Source organism: Thermoplasmata archaeon, assembly GCA_038851035.1.
Taxonomy (GTDB): domain Archaea; phylum Thermoplasmatota; class DTKX01; order VGTL01; family VGTL01; genus JAWCLH01.
Genome location: JAWCLH010000018.1, coordinates 20195 through 33604, shown reverse-complemented (window position 1 = coordinate 33604; position 13410 = coordinate 20195). Strand labels below are relative to the sequence as shown.

Genomic DNA, 13410 nt, shown 5'->3' with positions numbered 1-13410 from the left:
TTATAACAGCGCAGCTCCATCACCCGCTGGAGGGATTGCTCTGCCGATATCGGGGTTCCAGAGGCCGCTGATGGAGTGGAGGCAAGAGTCGATCAACAAGGTCGAGCCCAGGCCTGGGGTGTTCGAGTTCTACGACAGTCTGGAGTTCATCATCTATATCGACGGCAGCAACAACATCCGCGAGACCCTCCAGAACATGTACAACACCGGCTTCGCCGGGAACCCCTGCTTGCGCAAGGCGACCCACTTTAGATTCGAGTACGTGGACAAGTGGCAGAGCGCCCTGAACAACCATTTCATCGTCCACAAGTCCACCTCCGGCGGGAACATGCCCGAGTGCAACCAGAGGTAGGCCCGCCGCTATATTTATAAATCAATTAGACAAGCATACCAATTAGAGTATATATTCTCCAGAAGCTTTATTTAGCAGCAGGTGGAAGGAGTTCCCGTGGTGGTCCCCCGGCGCATCTGGCCGGTCTGCGCGGCAGCGGCCGCTATCTGGCTGCTCTCAGCCCCGCTTCCGACCGCCTCGGCAGGGCCCTGCCCTGAGGACTCGGGCTCGCTGGAGCGCGCACAGGGCCTCCTGTGGACGCGGGCCGAAACCATAGCCTCCGATTTCTGTCCCACACCCCTTTCCCTGATTTCGAGCAGCGATGGCACCCAGAGCCTGATATGGGAGAGCGGGGGGGTCTGGCACGTCCTTCTCGACCCACAGGGCCGCCCCCTGCAGTCCCCGAAATATCTCGGCCCGGCGGCTCGGGAGCTCTGGGCCTCGCGGGGCGGAGCGCCGCAGGCGGCGCGTGATTCCTTCGGTTATATCCATTTCGTCCGCGCCTCAGGCGGGACCGAGATATACCTGACGAGCCACGACCCCTCCGGGAGACTGCCGTCGGTGGATAGGCTCGTCCGCAGCAACCCCTTCGGCGTCCACGGGCCTTCTATAGTTGCCGTGGGCGAAGGGCTGCTGGTCGGCTATGTGTCCTTCGAGCCGCTGGCGGGCCGCTACCTATATCTCCTCCAGCCCCTCGGCTCCGGCGGAACCCCGTCGGGGCCCCCCATTTCCTTCGAAGCCCCAGGCGGGGCCCAGGTGCTCGACGGCGCCTTCCTACCGTCTGAAAACGGTACCGTGGATCTCGTCCTGAGCACGACCTCCGGCGGAATTTATCTGCGCCTTGGGGCCACGGGAGGGGTCGAGCTCTCGGCCCACGTCCCCCTGCTGCCCGCCGGTACCCTGCCCGGGATCGCAAGGGACACGGATGGGTGTGCGGTCCTCGCCTGGAACACGGGCGGTCCCGGCGAGAAGGGCAGAATAGCCCTCGGGCGCCATGTGGTTGCGGGAGAGGGCTTCGATGTCATTCTCATCACGGGACCGGCCGAGGCGATCTCGGACCCCTCCCTGGCATTCGGCGCCGGCGGGGAACTGGTCGTGGCTTGGCTCGACGGCCGCTACGGAACCCCGGAGGCACTCTATGCCGTCCTCAGGGCCGGGGAGTGGAGGGCCTACCCGCCCAACCTGAGGCTAGGGCCCGCGGCCTGCGCCACATCCCCGCCCCTCCTGTCGGTCAGCGCGGGCGGCAGGCTCCACGCCGTCTGGGCCGAGGGCCCAGAGCTCAGGCTCGCGAGGGGCCTCACGGCGGGCTTCAGAATTCACGGGACCGGCTTCCCGGCCGACGAAGCGGTGGTCCACCCCTACGTCGCATCGAGAATTCCAGTCGTGGTCAGGAGCACGGGGGGCGCCCCCGAGACCCTCCTCGTGCGCATTGAGCCATCCTCCGTCCCGGCCGGCTGGAGAGCGGTCCCCGAGACCAGCGAGCTCTTCCTCCCCGGCGACGGGACAGCCGTCGCCATTGTCCTGGTCACCCCGCCCGCGTCGGCAAGCGGCGGGAGGGCAATGCTAAGTGTCGTGATTTCTTCCGCATCGAATTCCTCGCTCAGCCGCGCCGTCGAAATCCCTCTAAGGCTCGAGGTCAGGCACAGGGTAACCGCGCTCCTCGAGCCCTCTGAGCAGGCTGCCGCGCCGGGTTCGCCCGCGCGCTTCGTTGTCGAGCTTAGGAATGGTGGGGACTCCGACGAGGAGCTCGAGATCACAGCCTCTTCCGGCCCCCTCCTCTCCATCTCTCTCGACACGAGCGAGCTGATAATTCATCGCGGCGGGACCGAGAGGCGTTTTCTCACGGCCTCGCCCGACCCTCTGGCCCCACCCGGCAGCGTCCTCCCCTTCACCCTAAGGTTCGTGACGCCATCCGCGGGCGAGGCGGCCACCTTATCGGGCGCGGTATTGGTGGCGCCGCCCGTCCTCCTCCGAATTCAGCCCTCGGCGAGCGAGGCTGAGGTGGAGCCCGGGGGCACTGCCGACTTCAATATAACTGTGGGCAACGCCGGGACCCTTACCGGCGAGGTAGGGGCAGCCGTCGAGGTTGTCTCCGGCAGCGGCGGCTGGGCCCACTCCCTCTCGCCCGACCAACTCATCCTCGCGCCCGGCGAGGATGGCATGCTCCGGCTCACTGTCCGCGCCCCCGAGAGCACCCCGGGCCGTTTTGTCGCGAGGCTCTGGGCGTTCTCGAGGGAGTGGGGCACCTCGGCCGGGACCACCGTCACCGTCTCGGTGAGGGAGACCCACTCTCTCTTAGCCCACGCAATTCCCGAGAGGCCCACGGCCCGACCCGGTTCCGCGCTGCCTGTCCTCCTGACCCTCCGCAACCGCGGGAGCGCCGCGGAGGAGGCGAGAGTGGGAATCGAGCTCCCACCCGGCTGGAGTGCGGAGTTCATCGGGCTCCCGGAGCCTCTGCTCCTTGGACCCGGGGCCGAGCTCTCATTCAGGGTATTTGTCCACACGCACCCCGGCGCCCTCGCTGGGGAGTACAACCTCAGGGCCGTCTTCACCGCCCCCTCGGGCGCTCGCGCGGAGGCGGATTTCATCGCCGCTGTGGAGGAGGTCTTTGGAGTCTCCCTGACCACATCGTCGCCAGTGCTCAGGATGGCGCCGGGCGAGGTCGCCGTCGCCCTCGTCCATCTCAGGAACTTAGGTAACGCCCCGGACAATGTCTTGCTGGGAGTCGAGGCGCCGGAGGGCTGGACGGCCGTCTTGAGGGACGCGGAGATGCGCGAGGTCCGCGGAGTCAGCCTCGAACCGCGCGCAACCGCCGGTCTTGTGCTCGAGCTCAGGGCCCCGCTCGCGCCGGGCGAGGGCCGGCCGGAGATTTTCGTCACCGCCGTCTCGCGCGGAGGCCTCACGGAGCGCCTGGGCCTCGTTCTGCGCTACCTCCTCCCGGAGCTCTCCCTGAGCGTGCGCTACTCGCCCGACAGATTCACCGAGGGTAGGCGGGTCTTGGCCGCCGTCGCTGTGACCAACACGGGAGAAGTGCCGGCGCGCAACGTCCGTGTGAGCCTGAAGGTCGACGGTGAAGGCGCCCAGTTCGAGGAGATTCTGGTCCTCCCTGGCGGCTCGAAGGCGACGGCCTACTTCGCCTGGAGGCCGACCGCGGGCCCCCACACCCTCAGGTTCGAGGTCGACCCAGAAAACGCTGTCGTGGAGAGGGACGAGACCAACAACGTCTTCATCGAGAGGGTGAGAATCGGCGGGGGGCCCGCGGCAATGCCGTCGATTCCGGCGGCGGCGGCCGCGGGCGCAGCGGCAATAGCGCTCGGGGCGCTGGGGGCCCTTGGGGCGGGGACAGAGAGCGGGAGGTACGGCCTGCTCTCGTTCCTGCTCGTCCCGCTCTACACCAAGATAAAGAGGGACGACGTGCTCGACCACTTCGTCCGGGGGCAGGTCTACGGATACATCAAGGCCAACCCCGGCGAGCACTACAACTCGATTCGCAAGGCCCTGAGCCTGAAGAACGGGACGCTCGTCTACCACCTCAAGACGCTCGAGAGGGAGAACTTCATCAAGTCGGTGATGGACGGGAGGTTCAGGCGCTTCTACCCCGTGGAGATGAAGATACCCGAGCCCTCGGACGAGCTCGTGCTCAGGATGACGCGCATCCAGCGCGAGCTTCTGGACATTATCGCCAAGAACCCCGGCATCTCACAGAAAGAGATCGCGTCTCGAATAGGCCTGAGCGCCCCGACGGTCCACTACCACATCGACATTCTGACCGCGGCCCGGAAGATATACGTGAAGCGCGTGGGGAGGGAGACCCAGTGCTTCGCGACTGAGTCGGAGGAGGCCCCGGCGGGGTGAGCAAGCGCTCCGATGCCCCTCCACCGCCCCAATCCGAAAGCGACCGACACGGTGGACCCCCTTCTGGCGCCGCCAAACACGCGGGGTCTCCCCCACAACGCCGACCCTCCAGAGGGATAGGGACCAGCGGGGCCTCATTCCTCGCCGCCGCTACTCCTCCTCCCCCTCCCCGCTCTCCACCAGACCGGCCGCGAATTCCTGCCTGAAGCTCTCGAACCTTCGCGCCCTTATCGCCTCCCGCGCCTCGGCCATCAGCCACTCAACGAAGAAGAGGTTGTGGATGGACACGAGCCTCATCCCGAGCATCTCCCCCTCCCTCGCGAGATGGTGGAGGTAGGCCCTAGTGAAGCGCCTACAGACGGGGCATACGCAGCCCTCGTCCAGAGGAGCGCGGGCGCGCGCGCTATCCGGCCTCCTGAGGCTGTAGCCCCCGGAGCGTGACATCACCGTCCAGTGGCGCGCGTTGCGCGTTGGAAATGCGCTGTCGAACAGGTCCACACCCGCGGAGACCGCATCGAGCAGCTCGGCCGCAGAGCCCAGACCCATCATGTACCTGGGCTTGGAAAGAGGAAGGCAGGAGACCGACCAGCCAAGCGCCTCGAGCATCCTCTCCCTGGGCTCCCCGAGGGAGAGCCCCCCGATGCCATAGCCGTCTAGATCCAGCGAGACGAGGGAGTCGGCGCACTCCTTTCTCAGCCTCTCGTCGAGGCCCCCCTGGACGATTCCGAAGAATAGCTCTCCCTCGCCCGCGCCGGCGTCTATGGCCCTCCTGGCCCACTCGACCGTCCTTCTCGCGGCGCTCGCGATTTCCTCTGGGGGCGCCCCATAGCGCGGGCAGTGGTCGAGCGCCATCGCAACGTCCGCGCCAAGCGCCCTCTGAATCTCAAGGCTCCTCTCGGGCGTGAGCTCCTCGACCTCGCCCGTCAGGGGCGAGCGGAAGCGGATGCCTCCGTCCCGAATTCTCAGGTCGAAGCCGCTGCGAACGAGCTGGAAGCCACCGCTGTCGGTGAAGAGGGGCCCGTCCCATCCCATGAAAGAGTGGAGGCCGCCGAGCTCCCGAATCACCTCCTCGCCCGGCCGGAGGTGAAGGTGGAGGGAGTTTGATATCAGCGCGGGCGCCCCCACGGCTCTCAGCTCCTCGGGCGTGAGCGTCTTCACAACGGCCTTCGTCGCCACGGGCATGAACGCGGGGGTCCTCACCACACCGTGCGGCGTCCGGAGCACGCCCGCCCTCGCCCTCCCGTCAATCGCCTCAAGTTCGAACATCCTCTCACCGGCCTATAGAATGCACAACATTGCGTCCCCGAAGCTGTAGAATCGGTACTTTTCCCTGACGGCCTCGCAATAGGCCGCGAGCAGCCTCTCCCTGCCGACCAGAGCGCTCACCAGCATTATGAGCGTCGAGCGGGGCAGGTGGAAGTTCGTCAGGAGCATATCGGGCCTGACTCTGAACTCGTATCCGGGATAGATGAAGAGCTCCGTCCAGCCCTCGATGGGCATGACGCGGGCCCGGGGGCGGCCCCCATCCGTTGTGCCCCCGCCCCATTCCTCCGGCCCGGAGGGCCGCGGGCGCGGCTCCGCTGGGACCGCCGCGCTCTCCAGTGCCCTGACGGTGCTCGTGCCGACCACGACCAGCCTCCCCGTCCTGCGGTTGATCAGCTCCGCGCTCTCGGGCGGGACGCGGAAGTACTCCGCCTCCATCCTGTGTTCCTCGACGCTGTGGGACCTCACAGGAGCGAATGTGCCGAGGCCGATGTGGAGGGTTAGGTACGCGATTCCAACGCCCTCTCTTCTGAGCGAGGCGAGCATCTCTGGGGTCAGGTGGAGGCCGGCGGTTGGCGCCGCCACCGAGCCCACCTCTCTCGCATAGACGGTCTGGTAGCGCTCCGGCGCCTCCAGCCTTTTTTTAATGTAGGGCGGGGTCGGCATCTCGCCGTGGAGTTCGAGATAGCGGAGGAGCGGCGCGCCCCAGAGGGGCCCGGCTCTCCCGTCCCCCTCCCGGGACTTGCGGAATTCGATGGAAATGAGGTAGCGCGAGCCCGCAATCCTCCGTAGAACCCGGCCGCGCCCCTCGGGTAGATGGAATAGCTCTCCCGGTCTCAAGGGCTTTCCCCTGACCAGAGCCTCGACAGCGCCGCTCGCGTCCCCGAGGCCCAAGAGGAGGAGCTCGAGCCCGCCTCCCGTTGCCCTCCTGCCGCGAAGCCTCGCTGGGAGAACTCTCGTGTCGTTCAGGACGAGGACGTCGCCGGGCCTGAGATACCCGGGCAGGTCCGCGAAGCGCCTGTGCTCTATGCCCGAGGGCGAAAGGACGAGGAGCCTATCCTCCCCCCTCGATGCCGAGGGCTCCTGTGCGATCAGCTCGGGGGGCAGCTCGTAGTCGAAGTCCCGCGTGTCCACACATCCGGAACGCGCAGGGGGTTTATTATTGTGGGGGCAAGGGGCAAACGGGCCATCAGCGTCTGCGAAGGCGCGGGGCCAGACAAGGCGCGCCTCCTCACAGGGCCCGGGGTCGCGCATCGGGAGGACGGCCGGTTCGATATCGCGAGTCAGGCGATGGGTCCGCCGTCAATTCTCGTCTGGAGGCTCCGCAGACTCCTCAGCGCCCCGGCAGCGATGATTGGGTCAAGCTCGTATCCGACGCCGTTGCGCCCCAAGTCCCTCGCCGCCCTCAGCGTCGTCCCGGAGCCCGCGAAGGGGTCCAGAACGGTCTCGCCGACGTAGCTGTAGGCCTTGATGAGCCTCCAGGGGAGCTCGTAGGGGAAGGGCGCCACGTGGCTCCTCCTGTCCCCGCTGCCCTCGGGCCTCATCACCCAGACGTCGCTCTTCTTCAGCTCCAGCCAGAACTCCTTTTCAATCTTCGAGGCCTCCTTCTGCTCCCGCGTCAGGTGGCCGTATTTGTCGAAGCCCTTGGGCGCGGGCTTCTCGAACTCCAGGATGAACTCGTGCATGTTGTTGATGAGAATTCCCCCGGGGTATGGATAGGTACCGAAGTGGGCCCTGACGGCGTTGCTCTTTTGCCAGACGATGTCCCTCTTGAACACGAAGCCGATGCTCTCGCACAGGTCAATGGTCCTCCCCACCAGATTGAGCGTCCTGAAGCCCCCACCCTCCAGTCTAACGGGCAGATTCATGATGTTGATGAAGGCCTTCCTGCCGGGCTGGAGGACCCTGAATACCTCCCTCCATACCTCCCCTATTCTCCGGAACCACTCATCGACGTCGTGGACGTTCCCGAGGTCGCCGGGGAGGGGCTCTCGGGAGTACATCTTCGTGTCGAAGTAGGGCGGCGAGGTCACCATCAGGTGGACGCTCCCGTCTGGCAGCTCCTCCATCCTCGATGCGTCGCCGACATAGAGCCTCTGGACCGTCCCATTGCTCTCGACGGTGTTCACGCGGGGAATCTCGGCGGTGGGTCCGGCAGCGGCCCCGTGGGCGCACTCGTAGGCCTTCAGCGCCCCGATGTCGAAGCGTAGCTGGCCGCTCGCTGAGACCGTGGCCGGGAGCGCTCCTCTCCTGACGAGCCTGTGCAGCGCCCGCACCGTCGTGCCCAGATAGCGCGCGGCCTCGACCGCGGAGAGGTAGGTGCGGCTCTTGTAGTCGCGCGGCTCAGTGCCGGGCATCTCTGCACCCTTGGGTGCGCGGTCGCGCCCCGAACCCCCGAACCGCCCCGGCGCTATTGAGGCTTTCGACCGCTGTGCTTCCCGGAATTCGCCGCGCGCACCCTCCACAGACGCAATCGGACCGCGCCGGCTCCGGGAAGTGAGCGGAGCGGACAACTTTTTTATAGCCGCAACGGGATATTCTTCCGTGCACCAGAGCATCGCCGAGAAGATCGCGGGCGAGATAGTCCTATCGTCGGACCCGGGCCGGACGCTGCGGAAGTGGAGGGACGCTTTCAACATCTCGCAGCAGGACCTCGCGAGGGCGCTGGGCCGCTCGCCCTCGATAATCAGCGACTACGAGAAGGGCAGGCGCAGGTCGCCGGGCATAAAGACCCTGCGGAGAATCGTGTACGCCATTCTCGAGATAGACCAGAGGCGAGGCAGCCCGGTGCTCAAGCGCTACAGCCAGATGGGGGCCCACGAGGCGATACACGCCATACAGGAGTTCCCGATAGGAATTCCCGCGGAGAAGCTGATTCGCTCCATCGAGGGCAAGGTTCTGGCGTGCGAGGACAAGCTCGACAGAATGATCTACGGCTTCACAGTCCTCGACTCCCTGAGAGCGATAACCTCCCTCAGCGCCTTCGACTACCTGCGGGTGTTCGGGTGGACGAGCGAGAGGGCGCTCGTGTTCACTGGTGTCAAGTACGGCCGCTCGCCGATGGTGGCGATTCGCTCCCATCCGATGAAGCCCGCGATCGTAGTCTTCCACAGGCCCGAGAGGGTTGACGAGCTCGCGCTCAGGCTCGCCGAGATAGAGAGGATCCCCCTCGTCACAACCGAGCTCCATCTGGAGGTTCTGATAGAGAGGCTCAAGCGGCTCTGAGGCCTCCCCGAGCGATTCCGCCCCCCGGTCCCCCCTGCGCGCTCGCCCTCTTGGCCCCACCCGCCCGAGAGTGAGGCCCGGGGTTTCGCAGGCGGAGCCCCCGGGAATGCTCTGGGACGTGCCGTGGGCTCAATTTTGATGCTCGAACAGAGCGTGACCCGCGACTAGTATGGGAGGCGCGGAATCCATGGAGGACCGCCGCATGCGCGGGCGGTCTCTGTCGGGGCCCTACTTAACGGCCGGCGCCGCGGCCGGGCTCTGGGGTGGAGGGGACTGCCGCTCCGCCCTCCTTCCTGCCCTTCCGGGCGATTTAACCTTTCCATCTCCAAAATCCTCTAGGCATCTGTTCCTTGCGTCACGTCGGTATATCATCCACCACTCCTCCTCCGGTTCTGTCTCTGGGTTGGGTCCGCCGCGGGTCTTCCCGAAGGTGGCTCCATGAGCCCAGTCAGTGCGGGAAAACCGTGGGCACCAACCAGCATGGGGCTCATAGCTTATGAAATTTTTTGATTCCGGAGCGCGGGCCGTAGCGCGGATGAGTTTATTATCGAAAATTTTAGTAATTAATTGATTCATTGAGAGAGACAGCCCCCGGCCACGACAGTAGAGGTTTTTCTACTCTCGCATTCAGTGGACAACACTCGAGCGCGCCAGCTCCCAACAGCATCGTGTGGCGGGGCCATTAATGGACTATAAAAAATCATCAGCAATAAAATATTTATTTTATCGGGTCTGTTACCGAATTGGTTATCTGGTCGGGTGATGCTTGATGTTCGCGCGAGAGAAGGGTCTGCGTGCCCTCGTATTCAGGCACCTCGGAGACTCCGATAAGTCCATAAGCCAGCTATCGAGGGCTCTCTCCAGAGATGGTCTCAGAATTCACCGCCTCGTCCTCACGGGCTATCTGAGGGCTCTAGCCGACATGGGCGTCCTGAGGGAGAAGGACATTCCACCGTCGAAGGTCTACTCCCTCGCAGCGGCGAGAATTCAAGACATCTACGAGTCGCTGGGCGAGAAGCTCAGGGAGGTCGAGAGAAAGAGGGACAGGCGCGCGCGGATGGGGGTCTTCGTTTTCCAGAGGCTCTTCAGGAGGCCGGTATTTCTCGAGGAGCTGAGGCGAGCGGGCCTGACGCCGCCGAAGAAGTACAGGTCACCGGGGCCTGAGGAGAGGACGGAGGCCCGGAGGACGCTCGAGAACGCTGGGCTCGCCCTCCCCACCTCCGACCCCTGCTACCTGGTCTCGGACGACTTTGGCGCGGAGCTTTTCGACATCGTCTGCGACGAGCTCGTCGAGAGGGCGCAGCTCAGGAGTCTGAGGCAAGAGACGAGGCAGGTGAAGCTGATATGATGGGGCGGGAAGCTAATACCAAAAAATTGGTAGTTACAAAAAATATATTATGGCTCTGCCCATAACCGGGGGCGTTATGGAGTTACTCGGCGTCGAGGCGGCGATGGCCTCCCTCAGGAGGGGCGAGCCCGTCCTTGTCTACGACTCGGACAGGAGGGAGAGGGAGACCGACATCATCATCGCTTCCCAGCACATCACACCCGCCGCGATCCGGCAGATGAGGAGGGACGGGGGAGGGCTGGTCTGCGCCACGGTCCCCCCTCCCGCGTGGCGGCGCCTCGGAATACCCTTTCTCGCGGACCTGTTTCAGGAGGCGGGTGGGAGGCACCCACTGCTCGCAGAGCTCGTCCCGGACGACATCCCCTACGACACCAGATCTGCCTTCGCGATAACCATCAACCACCGCAGGACCTTCACCGGCGTTACCGATAGGGATAGGGCGCTCACGATATCCCAGCTCGCCAAAATGATTCGGGAGGCGCTGGAGTACCGCGGCCCCGACGACGACCTGCGCAGGGCCTTCGGCAGGCTCTTCAGGGCGCCGGGCCACGTGACCCTGCTCAATGCCGCCGAGGGCCTCCTTTCGAACCGGCAGGGGCACACGGAGATGGCGACCGCGCTCGTCGGCCTCGCGGGGCTGACCCCCTCGGCCACGATATGCGAGATGATGGGCGACGACGGCCGCTCCCTGCCGAGGGAGGCTGCGCTCCAGTACGCGCGGGAGAGGGGTCTGGCCTTCGTTGACGGGGCGGAGGTCAGGAGACTCTGGGAGGGCCTGGAGAGCCTCCCCGCCTGGACCAAAGGGCTCAGGGGCCGAGCGGGAGTGTGCCAGAATGGGCAGTAGGGGCAGGGTCGCCGGGCGCGGCGCGCGACGCCGGGCCGGCGCGGCGATTCAGGCAAAGCGGGGGAGAGTGGGAGAGGAAATGAGAAGACGGGGGGCAACGGCGAGCGGGGGAGGGGGCGAGGGTGAGGAGGGGGAATGTCTGATGGTAAAGGGGCGGAAGCCCTCCGGGGCGGGAGAGAGCCCGCCGGAGAGGGGAAAGAGAGGAGCGGGGGAGGGGGTGGCGCGCGAGGCGAGCGAGGGGGGGAAGGCGGGGGAGCGGGCGACGGGGAAGAGGAGCGATGGGGGGAGGGCGCGAGGGAGGGTGAGAAATGTTGCGGCGGCGGAGTCTCCCCGGAAGGGCCCGAGGACGGTGATGGCGACGGGTGTCTTCGACATCCTCCACCTCGGCCACCTCTACTATCTGACAGAGGCGAAGAAACTGGGCGACAGGCTCGTCGTCGTGGTTGCGAGGGACGAGACCGCGCGCAGGCTCAAGCGCCAGCCGATAGTCCCAGAGCATCTGAGGCTCGAGATGGTCCGCGCGCTCAAGCCGGTGGATGAGGCGGTCCTCGGTGATAGGGAGGACTTCTACAGGGTCGTGAAGGAGATAGACCCGGACGTCATCGCGTTGGGCCACGACCAGGCCCACGACCCCGAGAAGATAAAGAGGGAGCTGGCGGAGAGGGGCCTCAGGGCGGAGGTGGTCAGGCTCCCCTGCCTCAAGCACGACCTGATGGCGACGCGCAGAATCATCGAGAGAATTCTGGAGGCCTTCGGCCGGAGGGCTGGGGGCGGCGCGCTGGAGGGGGTGGAGGAGTGAGTCCCAGGACCGGGGTGAGTGGGTATGGGGGAGAGCGGTGAAGGGATGAAGAAGATAGGAATCGTGGACACGACCTTCGCGAGATACGACATGGGCTCGAGCGCGGAGGCGGAGCTTAGGGCCGCCGGGACCGGCTTCAGGATTGTCCGCAGAACGGTTCCGGGAGTGAAGGACCTGCCCGTCGCCTGCAAGAAGCTCATCGAGGAGGAGGGCTGCGAGCTCGTCATCGCGCTCGGGATGCCCGGGAAAGAGCCGATAGACAAGACCTGCGCCCACGAGGCCTCGATGGGCCTGATCGCCGCCCAGCTCGCGACCAACCGTCACATCATCGAGGTCTTCGTGCACGAGGACGAGGCGGAGGACGAGAAGGAGCTCGCCCGGCTCGCGGACAGGAGGGCAAGGGAGCACGCCCTCAACGCCTACTGGCTCCTCTTCAGGCCTGAGGAGCTCAGGAGGAGGGCGGGGACGGGCCAGAGGCAGGGCTTCGAGGACGTGGGGAGGCTGAGGGAGTGATGGGGGTCGGTCCCGGCTCTTGAGAGAGGTCGGCGGCACGCGGCGCGAGAGTGGATGGGAATGGCGAGGGCGGCATGAGGCGTGGAATGGGGGGTCGATGGGCCGCATGGAAGGAGGGAGGAGTGAGGTCGGGCGCACTGACTGTGATTGAGGGAGGGAAGGAAACGATGGAGGGTCGAGTCGAAGTCGAAACGGGGGTGAGAGCGCATGGCTGACAACAGAATGAGGATAGGAATCGTGGTGTCGGAGTTCAACCGCGACATCACGCAGATGATGCTGGAGCAGGCGAGGACACACGCGAAGTTCCTGGGCGTCGAGATCCTGAAGGAGGTCTTCGTTCCGGGGGTGTTCGACATGCCCTTGGTCATCAAGGAGCTCCTGAAAAGGAGCGACATCGACGGCGTGGTGACGCTCGGCGCGGTCATCGAGGGCGAGACCGACCACGACCAGATCGTGATTCAGCACGCTAGCCGCAAGATCACCGACCTCGCCGTGGAGTTCGGGAAGCCGGTTTCTCTGGGCATATCCGGCCCCGGGATGACGCGCCTTCAGGCCCAGGACAGAATCGACAGGGCCAAGGCCGCGGTCGAGGCGGTCGTCAAGATGCACAGGGCCGCGCAGGAGGCAAGGAAGTAGGCGACGTGGGCCCTCACGCTGGAGGAGAGCGGGAGCACCCGCGCGGTCCCGCCGCGGGGGCGGGGAGAAAGAGGACCCATTGGCGCGCAGTTGCGAACCCCGGCGGGCTGCGCGGCCCGCGCTAGGAGCGCCGCTAGCGCCTCCGTCCGCCGGGGGAGCGCCCGGTGGGCTGACGGCTCCCGCCAACGGGGAAGCGTGGAGAGCGCGCCAGCTCATTGAGAATTCTCTTGGCCACGCGCCTTCCCGAGGGCGTCAGGCTGTACCTGAGGAAGGAGCGGTCCCTCCTGAATGAGACAAGGCCCGCGCGCCTCAGGACCGAGAGATGATACGAGAGGCGCGTGTCGGAGCAGCGCGTGAGCTCCCTGAGAACGCAGACGCAGAGCTCGCCCCTCGTGAGCGCGAGGAGAATTCGGAGGCGCGTCCCATCAGACAGGGCGGAGTGGAGGAGGGCGAGGCGCCGCAGCTCCTCCGCCCCGGGCAGGAGCCTCGAAAGACCCTCCAGCCCGCCCAGGCACCCGAGCTCCTCCTCGATCTCATCGGGCAGTCTGGCGCACACGGCCCCCAATACGCGGGCAGGTATAAATAGATATTTCAAT

General features: G+C 65.7%; 14 protein-coding genes. 9 read left to right on the top strand and 5 right to left on the bottom strand.

Going from position 1 to position 13410, the window contains the following annotated elements; translation table 11 throughout:
* The first annotated feature begins 70 nt into the window (after positions 1–70).
* Together QW379_06905 and QW379_06900 are read left to right on the top strand one after the other, a co-directional pair.
* Positions 71–352, top strand: a complete 282-nt coding sequence (locus QW379_06905; protein MEM2870131.1) for a hypothetical protein — start codon at positions 71–73, stop codon at positions 350–352.
* 81 nt (positions 353–433) lie between these two features.
* Positions 434–4186, top strand: a complete 3753-nt coding sequence (locus QW379_06900; protein ID MEM2870130.1) for a winged helix-turn-helix transcriptional regulator — start codon at positions 434–436, stop codon at positions 4184–4186.
* Between the two features lie 150 nt (positions 4187–4336).
* Here the strand turns inward: QW379_06900 and tgt are convergent, their stop codons facing one another.
* The 3 genes from tgt to QW379_06885 form a co-directional block, all read right to left on the bottom strand.
* Positions 4337–5452, bottom strand: a complete 1116-nt coding sequence (tgt, locus tag QW379_06895) for a tRNA guanosine(34) transglycosylase Tgt (GenBank protein ID MEM2870129.1) — start codon at positions 5450–5452, stop codon at positions 4337–4339.
* Positions 5453–5464: 12 nt separating this feature from the next.
* Positions 5465–6583, bottom strand: a complete 1119-nt coding sequence (gene queA, locus QW379_06890; GenBank protein MEM2870128.1) for a tRNA preQ1(34) S-adenosylmethionine ribosyltransferase-isomerase QueA — start codon at positions 6581–6583, stop codon at positions 5465–5467.
* 149 nt (positions 6584–6732) lie between these two features.
* Positions 6733–7806, bottom strand: a complete 1074-nt coding sequence (locus QW379_06885) for a DNA methyltransferase (protein ID MEM2870127.1) — start codon at positions 7804–7806, stop codon at positions 6733–6735.
* Between the two features lie 187 nt (positions 7807–7993).
* On the opposite strand from QW379_06885, the gene QW379_06880 reads away from it, so the two are divergent.
* Positions 7994–8674: a helix-turn-helix domain-containing protein gene (locus QW379_06880; protein MEM2870126.1), complete on the top strand. Its 681-nt coding sequence runs from the start codon at positions 7994–7996 to the stop codon at positions 8672–8674.
* Positions 8675–8902: 228 nt separating this feature from the next.
* Here the strand turns inward: QW379_06880 and QW379_06875 are convergent, their stop codons facing one another.
* Entirely contained in the window at positions 8903–9046 is a 144-nt protein-coding gene (locus QW379_06875; GenBank protein MEM2870125.1) for a hypothetical protein, read from the bottom strand.
* A 397-nt stretch (positions 9047–9443) separates the two neighbouring features.
* Between QW379_06875 and QW379_06870 the strand changes: the two genes are divergently transcribed.
* The 6 genes from QW379_06870 to ribH all read left to right on the top strand — a co-directional run bounded on the left by QW379_06870 (position 9444) and on the right by ribH (position 12814).
* A complete protein-coding gene (locus QW379_06870) occupies positions 9444–10022 on the top strand; it encodes a hypothetical protein (protein MEM2870124.1) in 579 nt (192 codons plus the stop codon).
* Positions 10023–10071: 49 nt separating this feature from the next.
* The gene (gene ribB, locus QW379_06865) at positions 10072–10866 is read left to right on the top strand and encodes a 3,4-dihydroxy-2-butanone-4-phosphate synthase (GenBank protein MEM2870123.1); all 795 of its coding nucleotides are present in this window, start codon (positions 10072–10074) and stop codon (positions 10864–10866) included.
* Between the two features lie 79 nt (positions 10867–10945).
* A complete protein-coding gene (locus QW379_06860; GenBank protein MEM2870122.1) occupies positions 10946–11665 on the top strand; it encodes an adenylyltransferase/cytidyltransferase family protein in 720 nt (239 codons plus the stop codon).
* Between the two features lie 45 nt (positions 11666–11710).
* Complete coding sequence (gene ribC, locus QW379_06855) at positions 11711–12178, top strand: riboflavin synthase (GenBank protein MEM2870121.1); 468 nt, start codon at positions 11711–11713, stop codon at positions 12176–12178.
* Positions 12179–12252: 74 nt separating this feature from the next.
* Positions 12253–12393, top strand: a complete 141-nt coding sequence (locus tag QW379_06850) for a hypothetical protein (protein ID MEM2870120.1) — start codon at positions 12253–12255, stop codon at positions 12391–12393.
* Positions 12386–12814 carry a 6,7-dimethyl-8-ribityllumazine synthase gene (gene ribH / locus QW379_06845; protein ID MEM2870119.1) on the top strand — a complete coding sequence of 143 codons (429 nt, stop codon included), beginning with the start codon at positions 12386–12388 and terminating at the stop codon, positions 12812–12814. The genes QW379_06850 and ribH overlap by 8 nt, the downstream gene beginning before the upstream one ends.
* A 133-nt stretch (positions 12815–12947) precedes the next feature.
* Here the strand turns inward: ribH and QW379_06840 are convergent, their stop codons facing one another.
* Positions 12948–13370 (bottom strand): metalloregulator ArsR/SmtB family transcription factor, encoded by a 423-nt coding sequence (locus QW379_06840; protein ID MEM2870118.1) that lies wholly within the window; start codon positions 13368–13370, stop codon positions 12948–12950.
* Positions 13371–13410 lie beyond the last annotated feature (40 nt).

What these genes read in the sequence shown, in the direction of transcription:
- tgt (MEM2870129.1), bottom strand. Translation starts at nt 5,452, where the DNA reads ATGTTCGAACTTGAGGCGATTGACGGGAGGGCGAGGGCGGGCGTGCTC.
- QW379_06860 (MEM2870122.1), top strand. Translation starts at nt 10,946, where the DNA reads ATGAGAAGACGGGGGGCAACGGCGAGCGGGGGAGGGGGCGAGGGTGAG.
- ribB (MEM2870123.1), top strand. Translation starts at nt 10,072, where the DNA reads ATGGCTCTGCCCATAACCGGGGGCGTTATGGAGTTACTCGGCGTCGAG.
- QW379_06885 (MEM2870127.1), bottom strand. Translation starts at nt 7,806, where the DNA reads ATGCCCGGCACTGAGCCGCGCGACTACAAGAGCCGCACCTACCTCTCC.
- ribC (MEM2870121.1), top strand. Translation starts at nt 11,711, where the DNA reads ATGAAGAAGATAGGAATCGTGGACACGACCTTCGCGAGATACGACATG.
- ribH (MEM2870119.1), top strand. Translation starts at nt 12,386, where the DNA reads ATGGCTGACAACAGAATGAGGATAGGAATCGTGGTGTCGGAGTTCAAC.
- QW379_06905 (MEM2870131.1), top strand. Translation starts at nt 71, where the DNA reads ATGGAGTGGAGGCAAGAGTCGATCAACAAGGTCGAGCCCAGGCCTGGG.
- QW379_06875 (MEM2870125.1), bottom strand. Translation starts at nt 9,046, where the DNA reads ATGATATACCGACGTGACGCAAGGAACAGATGCCTAGAGGATTTTGGA.
- QW379_06870 (MEM2870124.1), top strand. Translation starts at nt 9,444, where the DNA reads ATGTTCGCGCGAGAGAAGGGTCTGCGTGCCCTCGTATTCAGGCACCTC.
- QW379_06850 (MEM2870120.1), top strand. Translation starts at nt 12,253, where the DNA reads ATGAGGCGTGGAATGGGGGGTCGATGGGCCGCATGGAAGGAGGGAGGA.